This window comes from Lentilactobacillus sp. Marseille-Q4993, from assembly GCF_951230165.1.
GTDB lineage: Bacteria > Bacillota > Bacilli > Lactobacillales > Lactobacillaceae > Lentilactobacillus.
Map to the genome: position 1 here is coordinate 115204 of NZ_CATNVB010000002.1, position 24947 is coordinate 140150.

12 protein-coding genes and 1 tRNA gene are annotated in these 24947 nt (G+C 40.3%); 3 read left to right on the plus strand and 10 right to left on the minus strand.

Translation table 11 applies throughout. The annotated features are described in order from the left end of the window. The first annotated feature begins 2 nt into the window (after positions 1 to 2). On the plus strand, positions 3 to 317 hold the full coding sequence (locus QOW94_RS01485; RefSeq protein WP_283678292.1) for a hypothetical protein: 315 nt from the start codon (positions 3 to 5) through the stop codon (positions 315 to 317). A 124-nt stretch (positions 318 to 441) separates the two neighbouring features. Then, positions 442 to 1323 (plus strand): peptidylprolyl isomerase PrsA, encoded by an 882-nt coding sequence (locus tag QOW94_RS01490; protein WP_283678293.1) that lies wholly within the window; start codon positions 442 to 444, stop codon positions 1321 to 1323. A 70-nt stretch (positions 1324 to 1393) separates the two neighbouring features. Here QOW94_RS01490 and QOW94_RS01495 read toward each other — a convergent pair whose 3' ends face one another. The 9 genes from QOW94_RS01495 to QOW94_RS01535 all read right to left on the minus strand — a co-directional run bounded on the left by QOW94_RS01495 (position 1394) and on the right by QOW94_RS01535 (position 23779). Beyond that, the gene (locus QOW94_RS01495) at positions 1394 to 2344 is read right to left on the minus strand and encodes a 3'-5' exoribonuclease YhaM family protein (RefSeq protein ID WP_283678294.1); all 951 of its coding nucleotides are present in this window, start codon (positions 2342 to 2344) and stop codon (positions 1394 to 1396) included. An 11-nt stretch (positions 2345 to 2355) separates the two neighbouring features. Then, complete coding sequence (locus tag QOW94_RS01500) at positions 2356 to 4935, minus strand: AAA family ATPase (RefSeq protein ID WP_283678295.1); 2580 nt, start codon at positions 4933 to 4935, stop codon at positions 2356 to 2358. Next, a complete protein-coding gene (locus QOW94_RS01505) occupies positions 4932 to 6170 on the minus strand; it encodes a metallophosphoesterase family protein (RefSeq protein WP_283678296.1) in 1239 nt (412 codons plus the stop codon). The genes QOW94_RS01500 and QOW94_RS01505 overlap by 4 nt, the downstream gene beginning before the upstream one ends. Positions 6171 to 6239: 69 nt before the next feature. After that, complete coding sequence (locus tag QOW94_RS01510) at positions 6240 to 6584, minus strand: YlbF family regulator (RefSeq protein ID WP_283678297.1); 345 nt, start codon at positions 6582 to 6584, stop codon at positions 6240 to 6242. Positions 6585 to 6645: 61 nt separating this feature from the next. Next, on the minus strand, positions 6646 to 8748 hold the full coding sequence (locus QOW94_RS01515; RefSeq protein ID WP_283678298.1) for a PBP1A family penicillin-binding protein: 2103 nt from the start codon (positions 8746 to 8748) through the stop codon (positions 6646 to 6648). 163 nt (positions 8749 to 8911) lie between these two features. Further along, positions 8912 to 20158 carry a DUF5776 domain-containing protein gene (locus QOW94_RS01520; protein WP_283678299.1) on the minus strand — a complete coding sequence of 3749 codons (11247 nt, stop codon included), beginning with the start codon at positions 20156 to 20158 and terminating at the stop codon, positions 8912 to 8914. 234 nt (positions 20159 to 20392) lie between these two features. After that, entirely contained in the window at positions 20393 to 21448 is a 1056-nt protein-coding gene (locus QOW94_RS01525; RefSeq protein ID WP_283678300.1) for a lectin-like domain-containing protein, read from the minus strand. Between the two features lie 325 nt (positions 21449 to 21773). After that, entirely contained in the window at positions 21774 to 23465 is a 1692-nt protein-coding gene (gene argS, locus QOW94_RS01530; protein WP_283678301.1) for an arginine--tRNA ligase, read from the minus strand. A 243-nt stretch (positions 23466 to 23708) separates the two neighbouring features. Continuing rightward, a tRNA-Gly gene (locus QOW94_RS01535) sits at positions 23709 to 23779 on the minus strand. A gap of 116 nt (positions 23780 to 23895) precedes the next feature. On the opposite strand from QOW94_RS01535, the gene QOW94_RS01540 reads away from it, so the two are divergent. Further along, complete coding sequence (locus tag QOW94_RS01540; RefSeq protein WP_283678303.1) at positions 23896 to 24234, plus strand: DUF1516 family protein; 339 nt, start codon at positions 23896 to 23898, stop codon at positions 24232 to 24234. Here the strand turns inward: QOW94_RS01540 and QOW94_RS01545 are convergent. Beyond that, a complete protein-coding gene (locus QOW94_RS01545) occupies positions 24224 to 24937 on the minus strand; it encodes an aspartate/glutamate racemase family protein (protein ID WP_283678304.1) in 714 nt (237 codons plus the stop codon). The genes QOW94_RS01540 and QOW94_RS01545 overlap by 11 nt on opposite strands. Positions 24938 to 24947 lie beyond the last annotated feature (10 nt).

The following is a 24947-nucleotide window of genomic DNA, read 5'->3' on the forward strand; positions in this document are numbered from 1 at the left end:
TTATGAAGTCATTTTTTAAAGTTATTGCGGGAACAGCTGCCCTGGGTGGCATTTTTCTGGCAAGCAGAAAACAAACGCCAAAAGAATTTTTTGATGAAACCAAAGAAAAGTTTCTCGAAAAGAAGCATGCCGTTGAAAGCACAAAGGAAGCTTACGAAAATTTTCAAACTAGTTTAGCAAACCTCAAAGAGCAGTTACCTGAGGTTAATAAGGTCGTTAACGGAATTCAACGTGACGTTGAGGAAGCCATGTTCCAAATCAACCCTCGACTAGATGAAATCAAGAAATTTGCGGATGATATCACAAAAGAACACTAACAAACTTCTGAATTTTTAATAAAGATTAGTGCTCATTACTGACGTTATGAGATTGTATGTTATTATTAAATAGAAAGTTTACATTTTTGTGAACAAACTACAGAGAAATGGATGTGTTTTCGATATGAAGAAATGGCTAATCGCTTTAGCCGGTGTATTACTAAGTTTTACCTTAGTTGCTTGTGGTAGCAAAACTGTTGCCACAACTGATGGTGGTAAGATTACGGAGAGTGCTTATTACAGCAGCTTGAAGAGTACTTCATCTGGTAAGCAAGTTCTCCAACAAATGATTTTGAACACTGTGCTTCAAGATCAATACGGAAAGAAAGTTAAGGACTCAAAGGTTAACGCTGAGTTCAACAAGTACAAGAAGCAATACGGTTCATCATTTAACTCAGTATTGCAACAAAATGGTATGACTGCCGCAGGACTTAAGAAAGATATTCGTTCTAACCTCCTTCTTCAAGAAGCCGTTAGAGATAATATCAAGGTAACTGACAAGGATCTTCAAAAACAATTCAAGTCTTACCAACCAAAAGTTACTGTTAACCAAATCTTAGTATCTAAGAAATCAACTGCAGAAACCGTTATTAGTCAACTTAAGAAAGGCAAGAGTTTCTCAAGCCTAGCTAAGAAGTACTCAACTGATTCTGCTACTAAGAACAAGGGTGGTCGAATTTCACCATTCGATAACACAAACACCTCATTGGATTCAGACTTCAAGGAAGCTGCCTTCAAGTTGAAGAACGGTGAATACACTAAGAAACCTGTTAAGACTCAATACGGTTACCAAGTTATTCAAATGGTAAACCACCCAGACAAGGGTACTTACAAGGACCACAAGTCAGAACTTAAGGATCAAATCGTTACTGATAAGCTCCAAGATAGTTCAACTGTTCGTTCAGTAGTATCTAAGGTTCTTAAGAAGGGTAACGTTAACATCCAAGATAAGGATCTTCAAAACGTTCTTTCTGATTACCTTTCATCAAGCTCAAGCAAGAAGTAATCTAATTACTCATTAAGAGTAAAAAAGCCAACCACAAGCGTGGTTGGCTTTTTGTTATGCTATCAATTACTTATTCGTTGTCCTCTGGCTTATAAAATCTTCGATTATCCAAACCGAAGATTCGATCTGAAAATTCACCTGGCGCTACGTTCTTCAAACCACCTTGAATCATCATGATTGATGCATCAAGTTCATCAAGATCATGCAAAATCTCAGCTTCAAGCAACTGTGGCCGTTCTGGCGAGCCATACTCTAGAAGCCCATGATGAGCCAATACCATATGTCTCAATAAGATCACTTCTTCTGATTCCTTATCAATGCCTAGTTTATCAGCCGCCTCAACAATCTCAGCGTCAATGATGCTTAAATGGCCTAGTAAATTACCCTCTACCGTGTACGTAGTGCCTATTGGACCACTTAACTCTATCGTTTTACCCAAGTCATGCAAAATGGCTCCTGCGTACAATAACGGGGCATCTATGCCATCATATTGGTCAACAATGTGCTCCGCAAGTCTGATGATCGAAAGAGTATGGAATGCAAGGCCCCCTTCAAAATCATGGTGATTTGATTTGGCAGCCGGAAAATCAAAAAACTCAGTGGCATGTTTAGCAAGCAGCGCTCTCACGATTCTACTGTACGTAGCATTGGTAATTTGAAAGATTACTTGGTCAAGTTCAGCTTTCATCTCATCTGCCTTCATTGGAGCACGCTTAACATAGTCGGCAGGATCGTTTGGCTCGCCCTCAACTGCCAGTCGGATAGACGAAATTTTAATTTGGGGCCGATTGAGATAGCTTTCGCGTTTTCCTTTTACATCCACAACCACCCCTGGTTTAAACTTCTCAACATCGTTATCGTTGGTATCCCATAACATTCCTCCGATTTCAGTAGACTTATCCGCAAACGACATCGCTAAAAATGGTTTACCATTTTTTGCAACCCGCTTTTCGGACTTTTTTAGTAGTAAAAACATCTCAAAATCTTCGTTCTCACCAAGCTCTGCTAACGTTTTGACCATAATCAATCCTCCTAATTTTCTTCCTGTAATTCATCTAAATTTAAAGTTTGTTGGGTAAATTCATTCTCAATCGTTCGAGTTGTAAAGTACAGAACCTGTGTGGACTTTGCCAGCTCAGAAATCAATTCATAGGCTGCCTTAGTTCTACTTTGATCAAAGTCAACAAACCCATCGTCAATAATCATTGGCATTGGGTACTGGTCACTAAAGTTAATTGCCAGTGCTAGGACCAAAGCCATGTACAACTGAGCTAACGTCCCTCTAGATAACTCATTGATTTCAAACTTTGTGTTATCAGACCTAGTTACCGTGATTTTTTTATCGCCGAATTTAATTTCTTTGTAATTGTGATTAGTCAAAATTGCAAAATACTTTTGGGCGTCATTCAAAACCCTTGGCAGTCTGCCCTTTGACGCAATATCCAGCACCTTGATAATAAACTTTTGACTAAGACTAAGGGCTACATAACGTGAGACACTATCCAAAATTTCTGATTTCAAGTTTGCCTGCTGCTGGCGTAAATCATGGTACTCACCATTTTTGATCAATTGCTTGATTCTAATTCCGGTGTTAGTCAATTCGCTGTCGACTTGATGAGATTCAGACTGTAATTTACTGATTTCAATCTTGTCTTCATTCATCTTGGCTTGGATTTCTTCTAGCCTTGCATCCTTTGGCACTACCACGTTGGTGGATTTGATTCGCTGTTCTAACATTTGGCGTTGGTTCACAACATTATGAATCTTATTTTGTTCTTCATAAACAGTCTGAAAATCAGCTTCCTTCACTAGCTGGCGATCAGCCAAGAATTGACTTAGTTGCTGTTGCAACTTTTTCAATCGGTCAGTTTTCTCACTTAATGAAGTTTGGCGATCAACCAATTGTTTCTTCTGCTCCTGCACTTTGATTGACTCATCGTGCCATTTGTTCGTTCTGCTCTTGATTCCATCAAGGTCACTGGTCAAACTAGAAGTCGTCTTCTTCATCGGAATCCAATCAGCCGCAAATTGCCACTGATTTAAATATTCGATAACCCCATTAACGGTCTGCTCTGCATCAGTACGGGTTTGCTGTAACTTAGCAGTCGTGTCTTTCAACCGCGAAATAGATGATTGAGCTTGAATCCATTCTTCAGCTGGAATCGAATCAAGGTGATATTGTTCCCTGATTTCAGCTAACTGACGCTCTACTGAACCTAAATCAATTTCTGGTTCAACATTTTGAGGCTCTGCCTGTTGCTCAGGTTGACTAGGAAACTCGATAAGAAACGCAGCGATAATCGGTACCAAAGCAATTCCAGCTAACCACCACTTTGTCATGACAATTCCCAGGATCAACGCAACCGCACCAACCCCGAGCAATATTGGACTTTTAACTGTTTTTGCGGGTTTGACATCAGGTTCTGGTTGACTCCGTTTTCGTTCTTCAGCCTGCTTCGCTAATTCCCGTTGATTGAGCAATTGATTAACTCGGTTTATATCATCGTTATTAAATGCGATAGGAGCTGGGGAAGTTTCACCCAAATTCAATTCACTTAGAATTTGGCCCCTCTGTTCAGTCAACTGAGCGACATCGCTATTTAAATAATCAACTCGATTAGCTTGTTGCTCAACTGATGGTAATTTATCAAGTAGCTGAACGATCTGATCCTGATTTTGATTATAAAATTTCGCAGCGGGTGTTTCCTCAACAGTCATCCCTGCCAATTTTTGACGGCTATTTTCCACTTCAGTGCTTGTGTGACTAACTTCGGTTCGTAAAGCAGTCATTTTTTCCATATCTGCTTGCTGAAATCCCTCCCGAAAATCAGCTTCCGTATATTTTGGCAACTCATTTAGACTATTGATCAGCGGGATTACCCCTGCTTGATCACTCAATTGCTGATGATTTGTCTGAACTTTTTTTAGTTTATCATCAATTTGTTTCTTGCTAGTTTGTAATTCTAATTCCCTACTACTTAGCTCTTGATATTCACCAAAATTGTTCTTAGCATCATCAACTCTAGCCGCCAAATCATCATACTCATGCAATTGCTTAATGATCACTTGCTTCCGACCACGGGGAAGATAATAAGCGCTTGCTTGCTTCTCATAGTCCTTTGACAGCGCAAATAACTTGTCTGCTCCAATGACACCGACTTGTTGGATTTGCTGGCGTAATTCTTCTTCACTCAGTTTGTAAAAACTATCCTCATTGAATTTGGAGAAGTAATACAAATTATCAAACGTCTGCCGGTCCATTGGCGAAATTAGTGTTTCAAAATCTTCCCGAGTTAACTGAGTGTCAGAGTCAAGGTCAAACAATTCAACCTTTCCGCCCTTAGTCAATTCCGTTCTTTTTACCCGATAGTGCTTCCCATCATGAGTAAATTCGATTTCACCACCGTAGGAACTCGTTTCTTTTGGTACGTACTGACCGTGGCGAGCTTGCCGTTTGTCGAGAAAGCCAAAGAAAACTGACTTGATAAACTCAATAATCGTTGTTTTACCAGCTTCGTTGGCTCCGGTAACGATTTGCAGGTGATCATCAATATCAAATGACTGGTCGACCCACTTTCCAAAACCATAGATATTCAGTTTCGTAATTCTCATTGTTCGTCACTCCCGTTACCGTAATTTAGTTTCTCACTCAGTGCCAACTTTGCCTGCTCGATAATTTGATTTGCAAATTCTTCGTCGTGGAGACTTTCCGTAATAAAATCTTTGCCCCGTAGTTCTGAAGCAAATTGGGCAACCATTTCGGGATTCAGGATTTCGTCACTTGCTTGGTCAAAGAATGCCTGATCAAGTGGGCTATTGATTTTAGACTGCTTCATGGTAACCTTCAGGGACGTTACATAAGCATTCAATTCCTGCCAATTCCTGGCTAAACGGCTCTGAACCGTTGCCAACAGCTCTCCACTATTGAGGGCATCAAGCACTTCACTATCAGTGTTGCCATCAACTGTAACCATCAACCTAACCAATGTCAGTTTATTAAATTGAGCGTTCTGTAACTCACCAAAAACAACGTCATTAACATTGCTAATTGACGTTCCCGATAAATCAATTGCCATGCGCTCCCAGTTAATTACTGAAGAAGCAATAAAGTTCTTGGTTAACTTACCAGCTTGCTCAGTAACCTCATAGAATCCCTTATCTCCTGATTCATTGATACTTCTTCCCTGAGTATTACCAGAATAGTTGATAACTCCGCTATCATCCAAATCTTGTCGTTTGTGAATATGCCCCAACGCCCAGTAATCATAATTCTTTGCCTTTAGATCTGATAATGTAAACGGAGCGTAGTTAGCTTCGGGTGAATCCACCGAATCAGCACTCCCATGAAGCATTCCAATTTGGAAATCAGCACTAGTTCTAGTAGGATAATCGTTGATTACGGAATCATTTATCCACTGAGTACCAAAGCTAAATCCGGTTATGGCAACCGTTTTTCCTTCTTCCAGGGTAAACTGAGTGGTTGTCACATCGTTTGGAAATACATATACATTATCTGGATATCCCAAACTCGAGCTATCTTGATTCATACTTAAATAATCATGATTACCAAAAATAATGAACACTTTGATATTTGCATCATTCAGACGGTTTAACTGATCAGTTAAAAACGCAGCGGCCGAGACACTCTTTTCATTTCGGTCAAATAGATCCCCTGCTAATAGGACAAAATCGACTCTATCATCAATTGCTGTATTAACAACATTCTTAAACGAATCAAATGTTGAATCGGTAATTTTTTTAGTTAGTTCTGCAGGCAGAGTATCACCAGCCAACAGCCCACTAAACGGACTATCCAAATGGATGTCCGCAGCATGAATAAATTTCATTTTATCGCCCCTAATATTTATGTACGAAAAAGCACCGAAGATTAGTCTCCACTAATTTCGGCGCTCATCTTAGTTTCTATATAATTCAACGATTGGTTGAGTTACAATTTGATTTACGTTTGAAAGCACTTGGTTTAAATCGCGCTCTTTTGTCATAAGGTCACCGATAATTTCGTTGCTTCCCATTTGTTGGGCCATTGACTGGGCACTGTTGATTTCATCTTCAGTTGGTTGTTCACCAGTCATTTGCTTTTGTTGCAATGAAACTTGGGCTTGTTGGAAGTTTTCAAACAATTCAAATGCTTCCTTGTCTGCTTTCAACTTGCCATATGCTTCCTTAAGAGCGTCAAATTCATTTGTTTTTTGAACTTCAGCTTGTAATTCGTTTGCTAAATCTGTAATTTTGTCAGCCATAAAAATCTCCTTATTATTAAGCTATTTAAAGTTTAACATAAATGACCAGCTAACAATACGATTAATCACCGAAGAGACTCTTTGCATCGTCAATTAAGTCAGACGCCTTCTTCTTGATGTAATCACCAGCTTCACTAGCTTTATCTTCAATCTGATTCCAAACATCACTACCAGAATCACTCTTCTTGCCCTGAGCCAACGTCTGGGCATCTTGAGTATCAAAGCTATCGTTCTTAGTATATGGCAGCATTGTCTGCATTTCATTCCTAAACAGGCTGCCAACCCCAGTACCACTCAGATTTTCCAAATGGTGAGCCTTGTTGGTACTATCAAAGCCTTCCCAAGTCGCAACCACCAAGTCTGGCGTGTACCCAATGATCCACTTATCCTTCGTTGCGTCAGCTGATCCAGTGTTATCTGCCTCCGTACTACCAGTCTTACCGGCTACTTGATAACCATAAGGCTTAGCATCAACACCCGTACCACTGTTAAATACTCCGAGCATCATTGAAGTCATCTGGTTAGCGACTGACTTAGACATAATCTGGCGACCATTCTGTTTCTCAGTGTTATCGACAAGGACTTTACCAGTCGAATCGACAATTTTTCTGATATAGAATGGCTTCATCACCTTACCACCGTTTGCAAACGCGGTATAAGCACCAGCCATTTGCTGAGGAGAAACTCCGGACGAAAGGCCACCTAAAGCAAGGGCCAAGTTCTTATCCTTTTTGCTTACCGGAATATTGAAGTTTTTAACTGAGTTATAACCCTCGTCAACTCCAATTTGGTTCAACAGCCAAACCGCTGGGGCATTCATTGACTGTGCGAGTGCCTCGTACATTGGAACACTACCTTGGTATTGGTTGTTGTAGTTCTTTGGTGTATAACCATTTGTTCCGTAGGACTTCTTTTTGTCTACAAGCATCGAATCATACTTATACCCTGCTTTTAAGGCCGGTGTATAAACAGCCAAGGGTTTCATAGTGGATCCTGGTTGTCTCTTGATTTGAGTAGCCCGATTATAACCCCGGAACACATGTTGACCACGACCACCGACAACTGCACTTACACCACCCGTTGATGGCGAGACCGCGATTGATGATGCTTGGACCTTGGTGCCGTCAGACGCGTTTGCTGGGAACAATGAATCATTATCAAAGTTCTGTTGCATTGCTTGCTGTTGATTTTGATTAAGGTTGGTATAAATTCGGTAACCTTTGTTCATAATCTCTGATTCGGTTAACCCATACTTACTAATGGCTTCGTCGATTACCGCGTCAAAGTAATAAGGGTATCGATACCCATCCTTACGAACGTATGTGTCTTGAACGTTGATTGGTGTTGACTTGTAGTAATTTGCCTGTGATTGCGTCAACTTCCCGTTTTCGACCATTAGTTGCAACACCACATTGCGTCGTTCCTTGGCCGCAACTGGGTGATCGATTGGGTTGAAACCACTAGGGTTAGTCAACATTCCTGCTAGCACCGCAGAATCCGGTACCGTCAAGTTCACAGCATCCACCCCAAAGTACTTTCTGGCTGCATCTTGAACACCCCAAACACCATTTCCAAAGTAGGCATTATTTAGATACATGGTCAGAATCTCATTCTTCGAATAATCATTCTCTACCTGAATTGAAAGGAACAATTCCTTCAGCTTTCGAGAGACAGTTTGCTCTTGTGACAGATACGCATTCTTAACCAACTGTTGCGTTAAGGTACTACCACCACCACTGATGTAGTCACGACCCAATAATTTATTTTTCAGCAATAGAACAAATGCTCTTGCGATACCCTTCACTGAAAACCCGTATTCATGGTAAAAATTACGGTCCTCAGTAGACAACACCGCTTTAGGAACATTACTGGAAATTTTACTGAGGCCAACGTAGGTCCCCTTTTGGGCGTAGAGTTCTCCTGCTTTATTGTTACTCTGATCAAATATCTCAGTTGTCTTAGCTAACGAGGACTCCAAGTTCTTAACGTGAGAGGTTTTGGCTACATATGTTAGATAACCACTCAATAATAGACCAAAGAACAACATTAATATAAATAATATTTTGACAATATGATGTTTTCGGTTGAATCTTTTCATCTTTTTTCTTATTGGTCGGTACCAGTTAAGAAATGACTTCCAAAAACCGGAAGAATTGCTTTTCATACAAAATCTCCTTTATAAGTTCCCAATCATTGTACCATATGCATTGTTTAGCAATCGCATACCACACGAATCTTAACTATCGCTTTAAAATTATGTACAAAAAAGGCAACCCTGTTAGGATTGCCTTTTTCTGACTAAACATCATCATTCAAAAATTCAAATGTTAGTTAGCTGTCTTAGTGATTGATACGAATTTACTGTTTCCAGTTACGAATCCACCTGCAACAGCGTAACGCTTAGTACCGTGGGTAGTGTTTGAGTTTTCTCTTGAGTATGCGTAGTACTTAACCTTGAGAGTCTTGCCCTTCTTGATGTTTGACTTAACTTTACTCAAGTTAACATCCTTGTAGAGCTTGATACCCTTCTTAGTCTTGATAGTTACTGGTTGTACTAACTTACCAACAGCCACAAGCTTCTTGTTGGCGGTAATGTAGCTACCGTCGTTAAGAATGTATCTGTAAGCCATACCGCGCTTCTCAACACCCTTAATCTTAAGAACAGTACCTTGCTTGTAGTTCTTGATCTTGCCAGTCAAGCCTGAAGTTCTGTATCCATTTGCACCCTTGGCAGCAATAACAGTAATTGTCTTGTTGCTTGGAACGCTCTTGTAGTATACAGGAACAACGTACTTGTCGTTGGCTGTAATGTAACCAGTCTTACCAGCAGTAGCACTCTTGTGGTTTACATCACGAACCTTGTATCTAAGAACACCATTCTTCGACTTGTCAGTGCCAGTAACAACAAACATTGGTCTGTTGATTCTAGGCTTCTTGCTGTATCCTGCAAGACGTTGTGACTTGTTGAATGTTGGGTTCTCGTACAAGTAGATCTTGTTGGTTGCGTAAACAACTTCACCAACTGCGGCATCTGGTTTAGTTTCATTACCAGTGTTACCAGTGTTTGATCCAGAACCTGAGTTAGTATCTGAAGAACCACCAGGAACAACACTTACTAATGAGCTTCCGCCAGAAACAGTTCCGTTACCAGTAGTGTTACCACCTTGGTTACCTGAACCACCGTTAGCGTTAGTTGCTTCAGTAAGAATAGACTGAACTTCGTCGGCAGTCTTAGCATTGTCGATTCTGTCCTTGTATTCTTGCTTTTGACTAGGTGTCAAGTTGTTGAGGTCATCAATGGTATCCTTACCCTTGACTTTAGATTCACCTAAGTCTTGAGCTTCCTTGATGATTTCCTTAACTTCATCAGAAGTCTTGGCATCATCAATCTTGCTATTGATGTCCTTCTTATCTTGATCAGTAAGACCGTCAGTGTTATTAACTGTTTCTTTGCCGTCAGTCTTATCTTTACCTAATTCCTTAGCCTCTTCAACAATCTTGTTAACTTCGTCAGGAGTCTTGGCATCGTTAATCTTGTCGTTGATATCCTTCTTGTCATTATCAGTAAGACCTGGGGTGTTATCAACTACGTCTTTACCAGCTTCCTTAGCATCATTAGTTGCATCAGGGTCGCTAGTACCACGGTTGGCAGCATCTTGAACCTTAGCTTGATCAACAATGTTTTGAACTTCAGCGGCATCCTTGGCACTATCGATATCAGCCTTGAAGTCTGTCTTTTGCTTGTCAGTCAAGTTAGGCATTGCGTCAACAGCCTTCTTAGCATCTTCCTTAGCCTTGTCTAACTTAGAAGTATCGGTTGGATCCTTCTTAGAAGCATTAGCTGAGTCTTGAGCTGTAGCGTTAGCAACGATTGAGTCAATCTGATCAGTGCTTGTTGCCTTGTTGATCTTATCCTTGAAGGCGTTCTTTTCGTCAGTTGATAAGTTAGTAAGATTATCAACCTTGTCGGTAGCGTCCTTCTTGGCAGTGTCAAGAGTCTTGGCGTTGTCATCGTTCTTCTGCTTTGCGTTATCCAAAGCAGTTTTGACATCATTGACAGTTTGAGATTGGTCAACAGCAGTCTTGGCGTCATCTTTGTCTTTCTTAGTCAAGTTAGGCATTGCATCGATAGCTGCCTTAGCATCGTCTTTAGCCTTTTGAAGGGCTTCCTTATCAGAAGCGTTTTGCTTAGCGTATTCCAAAGCATCCTGTGCTTGAGCTTGCTTAGCAATTGCGGCAACTTCCTTAGGAGTTGAAGCATCATCAATTTGCTTGAGGAAGTCTTCTTTCTGACTGTCACTCAAGCTCTTCAAACCGTTAACGGCATCCTTAGCGGAGTCCTTAGCAGTCTTAAGAGCTGCGTCAGTTGCGTCTTGAGCAGCCTTGTTAGCATCGTTAATAGCGGTAGCATTCTTAACGATACTTGCAACATCTTTACCATCCTTGGCACTGTCAATAGCAGTCTTGTAAGCATCCTTCTCAGCAGTACTCAAGTAAGGCATTGCGTCGATGGCTTTTTTACCAGCATCCTTAGCTGCTTGAAGTTGACTAGCGTCATTATCAGCCTTGTTTGCTGCGTCTTGAGCTTGAGCTTGAGTTACAACTTGGTTAACTTGATCTTTGTCAGTAGCGGCATCAATCTTATCGTTAAATGCCTTCTTCTCAGCGTCACTCAAGTCAGTCAAGGCGTTAACAGTATCCTTAGCGTCCTTCTTAGCAGCAGCTAAGTCAGCTTGACCCTTGTTGGCATCAGCAGTCTTAGCATCAGCAACCGCCTTGTTTACATCAGCCTTAGTTGTAGCAGCATCAACCCTATCGAGATAAGTTTGCTTCTCAGCATCGCTTAAGTTCTTCAAGTTGTTGATGGTGTTCTTAGCGTCCTTCTTGATTTCATCAAGAGTTGTTGCTTGAGCATCATCGTTAGCCTTTGTAGCTTCGTCAACGATTGCCTTAACATCACTAGGAGTCTTAGCTTTGTCAATTCTATCCTTGTAACCTTGTTTTTGACTGTTAGTCAAGTTATCAAGGCCATCAATGGTATCCTTGGCTTCTTGCTTAGTCTTGTTGAAGTCTTGAGCATCCTTAACGATTTGGTCAACTTCTTCAGGAGTCTTAGCGTTGTCAATGTCCTTCTTGATATCTTCCTTTTGATCAGGAGTCAAGTTAGGATTTGCATCAATAGCGTCTTTACCAGCATCCTTAGCGTCATTCAAGGCACTTGAATCACCCTTACCGGCACGGTTCAAAGCATCTTGTAATCTAGCATCACTAAGTGCTTGAAGAACACCATCGATGTTAGTAGCATCGTTAGCTTGCTTACCAAACTTAGCCTTTTCGTCAGCTGATAATCCAGTCAACTTGTTGATTGCATCAACAACAGCGTCCTTAGCCTTCTTCAAGTTATCTGAACTTGGGTTCTTCTTCTGTGCTTCAACAGCATCTTGAGCCTTGGCGTTAGCAACGATCGAGTCAATTTGAGCAGGAGTTGTAGCAGCATCAATTAACTTGTTGTATGCATCTCGCTGATCTTGAGTCAAGTTACCTAATTCAGCAATGTCAGCTTTACCCTTAGTCTTGGCGTCTGTAAGAGCTGAACCATTCTTGTTGGCTTCGTTCTTAGCAGCTGCGTTTTCCAAGGCAGTAGTTACACCGGCAGCATCCTTAGCGTCATCAACAGCCTTCTTGGCAGCATCCTTATCAGTTTGGGTCAAGTAAGGCATTGCATCGATAGCGTTCTTTGCACTTTCCTTAGCCTTAGCCAAATCGTCTGCTGAAGGATCCTTCTTGTCCAAGGCATCTTGAGCGATAGCTTGGATGAGAATTGCTTGAACATCACCAGAGGTCTTAGCATCCTTAACCTTGTTTACAAAGTCCGCCTTGTGAGCATCAGTTAAGTTAGGTAATGCGTTAATTGCCTTAGTTGCAGCGTCCTTAGCAGCAGCAAGACTTGCAGCATCTTGATCTGCGTTAGCCTTGTTGATTGCATCTCTAGCAGCAGCTTCGTTAACGACAGTTGCAACATCATCAGGGGTCTTGGCATTGTCAAGAGCATCCTTATATGCTTTCTTCTGTGCGTCAGTCAAGTAAGGCATAGCGTCGATGGCATCACGACCAGCATTCTTAGCTTTTTGTAATGCTTCAGCGTTTTGCTTGTCACTGTTTTCCTTGTTGATTGCATCTTGTGCTTGGGCTTGCTTCAATGCATTTTCAACACCGTCAGCATCAGTAGCGGCATCAACAGCCTTCTTGTAAGCGGCCTTTTGATCTGAAGAAAGATTTACTAACTTGTCGATAGCATCCTTAGCAGCAGTCTTGGCAGCTGGTAACTTGCCGTTATCTTTGTTTGCAGCTTCGATTGCATCTTGAGCCTTGGCAGCAGCAACAGCAGCGTCAATTTGTGCTTGACTAGTTGAAGCGTCAACAGATTGCTTGTAGGCATCCTTTTGTGCGTTAGAAAGGTTAGCTAAGTTATCAATAGTTTCCTTAGCAGTCTTCTTAGCAGCAGTCAAGTCTGTTGGTGTGCTACTTTCCTTCTTAGCTTCATCAACGATCTTTTGAACAGCGTCAGGAGTAGAAGCGTTGTCGATTCTATTCTTGTATTCGTTCTTTTGATCTGGAGTTAAGTTGTCAAGTCCATCAACTGTCTTCTTACCATCAGTCTTGGCGTCACCAAGTGCCTTAGCATCGTCGATAATCTTTTGAACTTCATCAGGAGTCTTAGCATTATCGATATCCTTCTTGATGTTGTCTTTATCACCGTCTGTAAAACCAGGAGTGGTATCAACAACGTCTTTTCCGGCATCCTTAACGTCAGGCAATGCTGAAGAATCAGTCTTAGCACGGTTGATAGCATCTTGTAATCTTGCATTGTTCAATACAGTGATTACACCATCAACAGATGTTTGCTTGTTAACTTGTGCCTTGAAGTCGCTCTTTTCAGTTGCTGACAAACCAGTCATAGCATCGATTGCATTATTAGCAGCAGTCTTAGCCTTGGCCAAACTATCAGGGTTCTGAGGATCCTTAGCAGCAGCGTTTAAATCGTTCTGAGCTTGAGCGTTGGCAACAGTTGAATCGATTTGAGCTTTATTAGTAGCTGCATCAATTTGATTAATGTAGTTAGTCTTTTGTTCTGGAGTCAAGTCGTTAAGTCCACTAATAGTGTTCTTAGCGTTTGTCTTTTGTTGATCAAGAGCTTGCTTACCAGTATTGTTAGCATCTTGTGCCTTAGTCAATGCATCCTTAACACCGGCAGCATCAGTTGCAGCATTAACTTCTTTCTTAGCAGCGTCCTTTTGTGCAGGAGTCAAGTATGCCAACTTATCAATGGCGTCGTTAGCAGCGTTCTTAGCATCTTGCAATGCTTGAGCACTCTTGTCATTAGTTGCTTTGTTGATAGCATCCAATGCCTTTGCATCATTAAGAGCTGATTGAACATCGTTAGCGTTTGTTGCGCTGTTAACTTTGTTCTTAGCAGCTTCTTTTTCAGCATTACTCAAGTTAGCTAAATTATCAATTGCTTTGTTAGCTTCATCCTTAGCATCTTGCAATGCCTTAGCCTTGTCAGCGTCAGATGCTTGGTTAGCCTTGTTAACTGCGTTTTGAGTATTGGCTTGATCAAGAGCATTTTGAACACCGGCAGTATCACTGGCGTTATCAATTTGCTTCTTGAAGTTATCCTTTTCAGTTTGTGACAAGTAGTCCAAACCATCAACAGCGTTCTTAGCTGAGTTCTTAGCATCTTGCAATGCACGAGAATCATTCTTTGACTTGTTGATATCGTTTTGAGCTCTTGCTTGACTCAATGCGTCTTCAACTTGTTCAGCAGTCGTAGCTGAATCGATCAACTTGTTAAAGTTATCCTTTTCAGTTTGTGACAAACTGCTCATGTTGTTAACAGCATTCTTTGCAGAGTTCTTAGCTTCAGTCAAGGTAGTTGAAGTCTGATCATTCTTAGCCTTGTTGATTGCATTTTGAGCTTGGGCTTGATCAATAATTGATTGAACCTCTTCCTTGCTCTTGGCGTTATCAATTCGACTGTTGAAGTCGTTCTTCTGCTCAGTAGTCAAGTCTGAAAGATTATTAACGGTCTTCTTAGCATCAGTCTTGGTGTTAGTAAGCTCGTTCTTAACAGAATTGTTAGTCTGGTTAGCTTCCTTCATGATGTTTTCAATATCTGAAGCATTCGTAGCTTTGTCAAGACGATCCTTGTAATCTTTCTTTTGTTGATCAGTCAAGTAATTCATATCGTCAACTGAGTTCTTGGCAGTGTTCTTAGCATTGTTAAGGGTTTCTTCAGTGTTTTCCTTCTTCAATGCGTTAAGAGCATCAGTTGTCTTGGCTTCATTGATGATTGATTGAACTTCTTCAGCAGTCTTAGCATTGTTGATTCGGTTCTTGTAATCACTCTTCTCTGAACTCGACAAGTTACTCAAAGTATCAACAACATTGTTGGCAGTTGACTTAGCGTTGTTAAGATACTCAGTGCTGCTGGTGTTGTTAGTTGACTTGTTAATGGCGTTTTGGTTAACGGCGTCCTTAACAATGTTGCTAATTTCATCAGCGGACTTGGCATCTGCAATACGCTTGTTGTACTCATCACGTTGTTCCTTAGTCAAACTGTCAAGACCATTAACAACATTAGTTGCAGTGTCTTGAGCGTTCTTGAAGGCTTCAGAACTTGTAGAATTGTTCTTTGCATTGTTGACAGCGTTTTGAGTACGTGCTTCGTCAATGATTTGTTGAACTTCTTCAGCACTCTTAGCGTTATCAATTCTGTTTTGGTAATCCTTCTTTTGTTGATCAGTCAAGTCACTCATGTCACTTACAGAGTTCTTGGCACTGTTCTTAGCGTCATTGAGCTTTTGAGTATTAGTAGAATCGTTCTTCGACTCGTTGATCTTGTTCTGAGTCGTAGCTTCGTTGATAATTCTATTAATTTCTTCAGTAGTAGTAGAGTTCTCGATTAACTTCTTGTAATACTCTTTTTGTTCTTGAGTAAGACTGTCCATCCGATCGATTTGACTCTGACTGTCGCTCTTAGACTTATCAACATTTTCCTTGTTGGTTGTGTTTTGGTTGTTAGCATCAGTAGTGATCTTATCAAGAGTGTCAGTATTAGTGGCACTATCGATAGCCTTCTTGTATGCTTCCTTTTGAGCATCAGTCAATGAAGTCATTTGATCAATAATCTTCTTGGTGATGTCTTTAAGTTGGTCAAGAATGTTGTTATCACTAGTGTTGTTGTTGTACTTGTTAGAAAGATCTTTTTGAGTAGCTTCGTTGATAATATTCTGAATATCATCAGTGGTCTTAGCTTCGTCAATTCGGTCTTTGTAGTCTTGCTTTTCTTTATCAGTAAGAGTTGTCATGTTATCGACAGCATTCTTAGCAGTGTTCTTAGCGTTATCAAAGTTTGCTTGGTTGTTAGTATTAACAGCCTTGTTGATAGCGTCTTGAACTCGAGCTTGGTCAACAATGTTTTGAACGTCGTTTGCGTTCTTAGCATTGTTGATTTGGTTCTGGTAATCCTTCTTTTGAGCGTCAGTCAATGAAGACATGTTCTCAACGGCGTTCTTGGCATCTTCTTTAGCTTCGTTAAGCTTAGAACTGTCAGTCTTAGCGTCATTAGTAGAACTCTGCGACTTAGCATCTGACAAGACGTCTTGAACTTCACTAACACTCTTAGCATTATCGATTTGTTTCTCGTATGCGGCCTTTTGTTCGTCAGTTAAGTTCATTGAGTTAACTGCGTCTTTAGCCTTGTCTTTAATGTTTTTGAGAGTAGTAGAAGAATTGTCGCTATTGTACTTGTTGATTTCGTTTTGAGTAGTTGCTGTCTTAACTACGGAATCAATTTGACTCTGGTTAGTTGCTGAGTCAATTGCATTCTTAGCATCAGTCTTTTGTTGATCAGTCAAGTATGCCAAACTATCGATAGTGTTCTTAGCATCTTGCTTGTTCTTTGCAAGAGTCTTTTCGTTGATACTATCTTGAGCCTTAGCATCAGTAACAACACTCATAACTGAATTAGCATCTTTAGCATCGTCAATCTTTTGGTTGAAGTCTTTCTTCTCATCATTTGTTAAGTGAGTCAAACTATCAACTGTATCTTTAGCAGCGTTCTTGGCATCTTGAAGAGCCTTAGCCTGTTCGTCTCCAGTTGAGTTGTTTGCCTTATTAACAGCGTCTTGAGTCTTAGCATCATTAAGGATAGCTTGAACTTCTTTACCATCTTTGGCAGCATCGATTTGGTTCTTGTATGCGTCCTTTTGAGCTTGAGTCAAGTTTTCCATGCTGTCAACTGCCTTCTTGGCAGAGTTCTTAGCATCAGTTAAAGCTTGTGAACTGTTAGCATCAGCGTTTGACTTGTTGATTGCATCTTGAGCCTTAGCTTGATCAAGAACCGCTTGAACACCAGCACCGTTAGTAGCAGCATCGATACCCTTCTTATAGGCATCCTTTTGAGCATCAGTAAGGTTGCTCATGCTATCAACAGCGTCTTTAGCAGCATTCTTAGCATCTTGCAATGCTGTAGCATCATTCTTAGCCTTGTTGATCGTATCTTGGGCCTTAGCTTGATCAATTGCATTTTGAACTTCAGGAGCAGTCTTAGCATTGTTTACATCAGCGATAAATTGAGCTTTTTCATCAGCTGATAAGTTAGGCAATGTGTTGATGAATTCCTTAGCAGCATTCTTGGCATTGTTAAGTTGAGAAGCATCCTTACCAGCCTTATTAACTGCATCTTGTGCTTGAGCTTGTTTAACAACATTTGCTACTTCGTCAGTAGTGTTTGCTGCTTGAACTTGCTTCTGGAATGCATCTTTTTGGGTTTGAGTAAGATCTTTGAGGTCATTAATAGTATTAATGGCATCTTTCTTAGCTTGTGCCAAACCTTCTTGGTTCTTAGCAGCTTGATCTTGAGCAGCCTTAAATGCATCAGCAACTTCTTCTGGTGTATCTGCAGCGTCAACTTGTGACTTGTAGTCAGCTTTTTGACTAGGTGTCAAACCTTGCATGCTGTCAATAGCGTTCTTAGCATTTTGCTTAGCATCGTTAAGCGCACTTGCTGAAGAATCTTGCTTTGCTTTGTTGATTGCGTTTTGAGCATTTGCTTGGTTCAATGCGTCAGCAATACCAGCAGTAGTAGTTGCACTTTCAACAGCATCGTTGAATTTAGCTTTTTCAGCATCACTCAAGTAAGGCAATGCATTGATTGCTTCCTTGGCACTATCCTTAGCTTGACGCAATGTGTCAGAAGTTGGGTTCTTAGAAGCTTTGTTGACAGCATCTTGTGCTCTAGCCTTAGCAACAGCTGAATCAATTTCAGGTTGACTAGTTGATGCATCAATCATTCCATTATAAGCATCTTTTTGGGCATCAGTAAGGTCAGTCAAACCATTAACAATGTCCTTAGCGTTAGCCTTGGCCTTTTCTAAGTTTTGCCTGTTCTGATTATTTAGTGTATTAGCTTCCCCAAATGCTTGAGATACACCATCTCTATCAGTTGCAGCATTTACGTTGTTAATAGCATTTTGCTTGCCTGCAGCTGTAAGATACGACATATCTTTAATGCCTTGAATAGCTTGATCCTTAAGAGCTTGTAATGCCTTAGCATCTCCATCTTTGGTAGCTTGATACATATCTTCCAAATAGGCGTCATTGAGATGTTCATTAACCTCTGGCACGTCAGCTGACTTGGCAATAAGGTCTTTGTAATTGTCTTTTGCGGCTTGGCTAAGGTGAGTTAAGCTATCAACTGCCTTCTTAGCAGCATCCTTAGCCTTTTGCAATGAAGTATCAGTAGGATTCTGGTTTGCCTTGTTAATTTCGTTTTGAGCGTTTGCTTGGTCAACAACTGCTTTAACTCCATCAGCATCAGTAGCTGCGTCAACGCCCTTCTTGTAGGCATTCTTTTGATCCTGTGATAGGTAAGGCATACTATCGATAGCTTTCTTACCAGCATCTTTAGCATCATTTAGGGCGTCTTGGTTGCCCTTATCGTTGTTTGCCTTGTTAATTTCATTTTGAGCGTTAGCTTGGTCGATAACGTTTTGAATCTCGCTACCTGACGTTGCTTCATCAATAGCCTTCTTATAATCATCTTTTTGTTGATCAGTAAGGTCAGTCATGTCGTCAATTGCATCTTTAGCCTTGTCCTTAGCATCTTGCAAAGCTTGTGTATCTTTGTTGGCTTTGTTGATTGCGTCTTGGGCGATGGCGTTAGAAACAACTTGATCGATTGCTTCCTTGGTGTTGGCATTGTCAACATCCTTCTCGAAAGCGGTCTTTTGAGCTGGAGTTAAGTTTTCCAACTTATCAATGGTGTTCTTTGCGTCTTTCTTAGCTTGAGTAAGATCAACCGCTTGTTTATCACTTTGTTTCTTAGCATCGCTATAAACTTGACCGACACCATCGCTAGTCGTTTGGTTATTTACCTTGTCCTTGTAATCATTCTTTTGAGAATTAGTCAAGTTAGGTAAGTTATCAATTAAATTGTTAGCGTAGTCTTTAGTCTTTTCAATTGAGTTGTAGTGGTATTCACGAACTCGAGCACCAAAATCATTGGTTGCAGTATCACCAGAAACACCAGCAAGTGTAAGGTACATACCACCATTGGCCTTATCAGCACCCGTGATTTGACGTGTCCACTGAGAACCGCTAAATGCACCAGTGTTCTTGTAAATGTTTTGTGGATATGGATGACTTAATGATGGACCATAAGCGTTGTCATCAACGGTAACGGTAAGAACACTTGTCTCTGCATTATAATCAACACGATAAGTATGTTCTTTACCATCCATCAAGTCAGTATTCATCGAAACAACTTGGGCATTTGGATCTTTAGAACCAGCAGCATCAACAATACCCCACTGAGGAACTCGTTCATTAGAATTTAAATTACCTTCAGGACTAGTTGTTCTCCAGCTAACAACCTCAGACGGAACGTTAATTTGGCCAGGACCGAGCAATTGGTTCCTGAAATCACCATATAACTGGTTATCGTTGTAGTGTTCATCAAATACCAATCCAAAGGCATTAGCCAAACCATTCATACCAAGAAATCCACCATCTGGCTTCATTCCTGGAAAGCTATCACCAGGACGAGTTGAACTAAACAGGAAGTTAAATGCATCCCCTGCTTTATTGTTATTAAGAATTCCGTTCTTTTGACTACCAAATTTAGCATTACCAGTAAACGAGAAATCGTGCTTAAAGTCCATCTTGTATTTAGACGTCAAATAGCCATATGTGTTAGGTGAGCCTTGAGTTAAGGCTGCGTAACCTTCATCATTAATTGATGAAGTACCAGTATTAGTTTGGTTAGTAAAATCATTTCTAGCGGTACTGCTAATACCACTAACGTCACCAACTTTATCCCAATCAATGCCTTCAATCACAGCAGCGTGAGCATCTACACCGTTATTGGTATTTGGAACATTAACTTCCGAAACACCAACTGATGTAGTTGCAGCTAGACCAGCAGAAAACAAAAGCATAGAAGCAACCTTCTTTGAGTATCTCTTAGAAGAATTGTTTTCATTCTTATTGTTCGAAGAGTCTTTCTTCATTTATATTTCCCCCTATTTGTTTCAAATGTAACCTTAGTACGAATTTTATTATAACACACAACTAATATAAAGAAAGCATATAAAATCATAAAACTTGCATTTCAACTTTTAATTTTACACGCTTATTTGTTATAGGTTAAAGGCTACTCACTGTCAAAAAAAGAAACACAGCATTTACAAAAAATTACAAAAAAAGCATCCTATCTCTAAGATGTTTTTTTATTTAGTGTGCTTTTAGTAAATGTTAGCTGCGGTTCTAACTTGAACGCCAAAGTTGTTGTAAGCTTTGTCACCAGTTGTACCAGTGAATGAAAGGTAAAGACCATCTTTCTTGTCTTGACTGGATACAGTACGAGTCCAAGTACCACCGTTGATAGCACCAGTATTCTTATAAATGTTTTGGGCGTTCCACTTCCATCCAAAATTATAAAGGTTGTCAGGAACGGTAACAGTAATAGTGCTTGTTTCGGCATTGTAGTTTATGACGAACATGTGTCCCTTACCATCCATCAAGCTAGGATTCATTGAAACTACTTGAGCGTTAGGATCTTTCGAACGTGCAGCATCAACTAGACCCCAGTTAAGGATACGTGCGTTTGAATTCAAGTTTCCTTCTGGACTAGTGGTCCTCCAAGATGTAACGCCTGTCGGTGTTCTCACCATCCCTGGACCAAAGAGCTGATTACGGAAGTCTCCCATTTGGTCTTGAGTGTTGTAATGTTCATCAAATGCAAGTCCAAATGCGTTACTTAATCCTTGCATGCCAAGGTAGCCACCAGCCGCTGAACTTTCACGACCAGCAAACACTTCTTGCGGGTTTTCTGAACTAAACAAGAAGTTAAATCCATCACCAGCGGGACCACCCTTTAAGTTAGGATACGATCCGTCACGTGATCCAAAATAAGCATTTCCAGTAATTGTCCAATCGTGTTCAAAGTTTAATTTTTGGTTTGAAGTGACATATCCAACTTCATTCTTTGAACCTTGAGTTAATGCTGCATAACCTTCACTGTTGAATTTTGAAGTACCAGTAGAAGTTTTAGGTGTAAAGTTCTTGTAAGCAACAGCGTTAGTCCCATCTTGGCCAGCAGTATCAGTAGCACTGCTTAAATTTGTAGTACCAGAAGATAAGTTAGTACCAATCTTTTGACTTGCTATTGAAGTTGTTGATTGTGGTGCGTAACTACCAAATGCTTTAGCGGGCTGTGCCGACCCCAAAGTAGCAAAGCCAGCGAGTGCAGCTGATGCAATAAGCATTGAGGCTGCCTTCTTTATTGTATTTCTCTTCATAAAAAAATCCCTCCAAATAAAATAAATAAATGTATTGGTTTACACATACTAATCAAAGTCCTATGATTTTCACCCTAATCACCGAACGTTAGAATGTGATACCATGCTCAGAAATAAATAAGTAATGCAGTAATCTAGAGCTTCAGTCACAATTCTGAATAACTTATTAGCATATGTATCCCTTAAACATACTAACATACACCTTACGGTTGGAACACAATTATGCCTAAAAAAATTCATAAAAAATTCACAAAAAGCCTTAAAACCGCGGAATACCAACCACGATTTTGAGGGCTTTTTTCAAATTTATTTAATTTGTTATGAACTACATCTCATCCGGTGCCTGAACACCCAAAAGATTCAATGATTCTTTTAATACGATTGAAACTGATTTGACTAATGAAAGTCTTGCGCTTAAGTTCTCATCCTCAACCAAAATCTTTGAGTGTGCGTAATACTTGTTAAATGCCTTAGCAAGCCGCAACGAGTATTTAGCTATTTCTGATGGTTCAAAGTCTTGGCATGCACTCTTGACGATTTCTGGGAAGTCTTGAAGCATTCTAATAGTTTCCCATGCAGCAGAATCGTCCAAATGCTTGTCTGTCGGCTTGAGCTCTTGCTTACCAGCTTTTCGTAAAATACTTTCAGCTCTAGCATGTGAGTATTGAACGTATGGGCCAGTTTCACCTTCAAATTTCAACTGATCTTCAAGAACAAAATCAATGTTGTTGATCCGTTCGTTCTTAAGGTCACCGAAAATGATTGCTCCTACCCCAACCTGGTTAGCAACTTCGTCTTTATTAGGTAAATCAGGGTTCTTTTCTTCAATTTGTTTTTGAGCAAGTTCGATTGCATCATCAAGAACCTCATCAAGCAAGATGATTCGGCCAGAACGAGTTGACAATTTCTTACCGTTAACGGTAATTAAGCCAAATGGAATGTGATGTAAATCATTAGCTGAATTAACGCCCATCTCAAGTAATACTGCCTTAAGTTGCTCAAAATAGTTGGTTTGTTCAGAACCAACTACATATAGGTTCATAGCAGGCTTGTAAGTCTTATCCCGATAAATAGCGGTTGCGATATCCCGCGTGATGTATAAAGTGGCACCATCACTCTTTAAGATCAATGCAGGATTCAAATTATACTTATCGAGCATAACAACTTGAGCTCCCTGAGATTCTTGTAGAAGATTCTTCTCCTTAAGGATATCGATACCTTCCTGCATCTTATCATTGTAGAAAGCTTCACCATTGTAAGTATCAAATGAAACTCCAAGTTTGTCATAAATCTTGTTGAAGGCTTTCAAAGACTCATCTCTGAACCATTTCCAAAGACTGGTTGCTTCTTCATCACCATCTTCAAGTTTTTTAAACCACTCGCGGGCTTCGTCGTCAAGTTCAGGATGCTCCACGTCTTCCTTATGGAACTTAACGTAGTATTTAACTAGGTTATTGATTGGATCAGCCTTAACATCATCCTCATTACCCCAAAGTTTGTATGCAGTGATCAGCTTACCAAATTGAGTTCCCCAATCACCCAAATGATTATCTTTGATTGGATGGTAACCATTCTTCTCCAAAATTTTAGCAATGGAGTTACCAATAACGGTTGACCGCAAATGACCCATTGAGATTGGCTTAGCGATGTTAGGAGATGACATGTCGATTGGTACATTGCCACCCTTACCAGAATCATTTTGACCATATGCTGCGCCTTCTTCAAGAATAGTAGTTAACACCTCGTTGCTAACTGCCATTTTGTCAAGGAAGAAGTTAACGTAAGCACCCTTAACCTCTACATTTTCGAATGATGATTTATCAATTTTTTCTACTAACTCTGCAGCAATGATATTTGGGGCCTTGTGCATCATCTTTGCTAAGGTAAAGGCAGGAAATGCGAGATCACCCATTGAAAAGTCCTTCGGTCTTTCCAATTTTTGATAAATTTCAGCTGAAGAAAGTTCGCCGTCTAGTGCAGTGTATAGTGCGTTTGTTACCTGTGCTTTATAGTCCATTCTGTATTCCTCCGTAAAAAAATGTATAAAAAAACTCTTGCTCAATAAAGGCAAGAGACGAGAAAACCCGCGGTACCACTCTAGTTGATATCAAATATCCGCTCATTATTAATATTAGTTATTCTAAAAAGCACGTTCGTTAGAATTACCTTTCCGGCTACCACCATCCCGGAATCGCTGTTAAGCAATTGCTCTAACTACTACTCTTTTATCATTGAATTGTTCGCCGACTAATCGTCGGGAAGCGGGTAACGGGAATCGGACCCGCGACACAAGCTTGGGGAGCTTGGATTTTACCACTAAACTATACCCGCACAACGTTAGTATTATACAACGCTTCCTAACGTTTCAGCAACTACAAATTTTAGTAGTTATTTTTAATTGCATTTTAAAACGGCCTAACTGATACTTATTTATAGAGGTGAAATTCATGTGGGTCACATTTAATTACATAGTATGGCTATTATATTTAATCGTTGCACTTATTGGGATTACAAGAGAAACTAAAAAACGCGTCATCCAATCAATGATGTGGGGACGACTCCTGTACTTCCTAATAATTATTTCTCAGGCCGTTATCTCAATCAGGTCAATCAGTCGCCACCCTGGGTACACTATCGGAGCTGCAATTATTACTTTTGTAGCAATCGTATTGTTTGAAGTTGTTCTGGGTAAAAAACAAGACGGCACCAGGTTTGATGCCGACTCACTTGTTTTAATATTTTTTATTATCGCTGGCGCTTTAGGCCAGACCTTGATTAATTTTTAGGCTGGGTTTCTCGAGCTAACTTAATTGTTTCATCAGCTAACACCGTTTGGGCATCAATCACGGGATAATCGTGGTTAGATGCCCTTTGTTCTGCAACGGATAATTCAGTACACCCTAAAATCACAACATCGCACCCAAGTTCATTAACCATTTGATCAAGAATCTTGTGGTACAAATCGGCATCGACATAATTCTTTTCCTTGATGTCATCGTAAATCAGCTCCATTGTCTCATCCGCAATCTCTTCTGTAGGTTTGACTAAATCATACCCAACATCCAAGATTTCCTTATCGTAGATTCCGTCATGGAGCGTCCCTCTAGTAGCAATCAAGCCGATTTTACGAGCCTTTTTGATATATTTTGGAATAGCGGCCACCGTCATTCTGGGCATATGCAAAATTGGTTTTGTTGTTAACTTGACTAGATCATCATAGAAATAGTGGGCCGTGTTACATGGAATCACAAAGAAATCCGGATTCATGTTCGAATACATCTCAATATCTTTTTTGAGTGGAACAAACGGATTTGGTTTAGAGTGATCCAAAATATAGTCCGTTCTATCTGGAACCGCTGCGTCATTAACCAAAACGTAATTTAAATAATCCTGATCCTTACTTGCATCAGTGTGTTCATTTAAAATGTGCACAAATGTCTCGGTGGCTTCAGTTCCCATTCCGCCGATAATCGTGAAAAAGTGATCCATGTTAAATCCC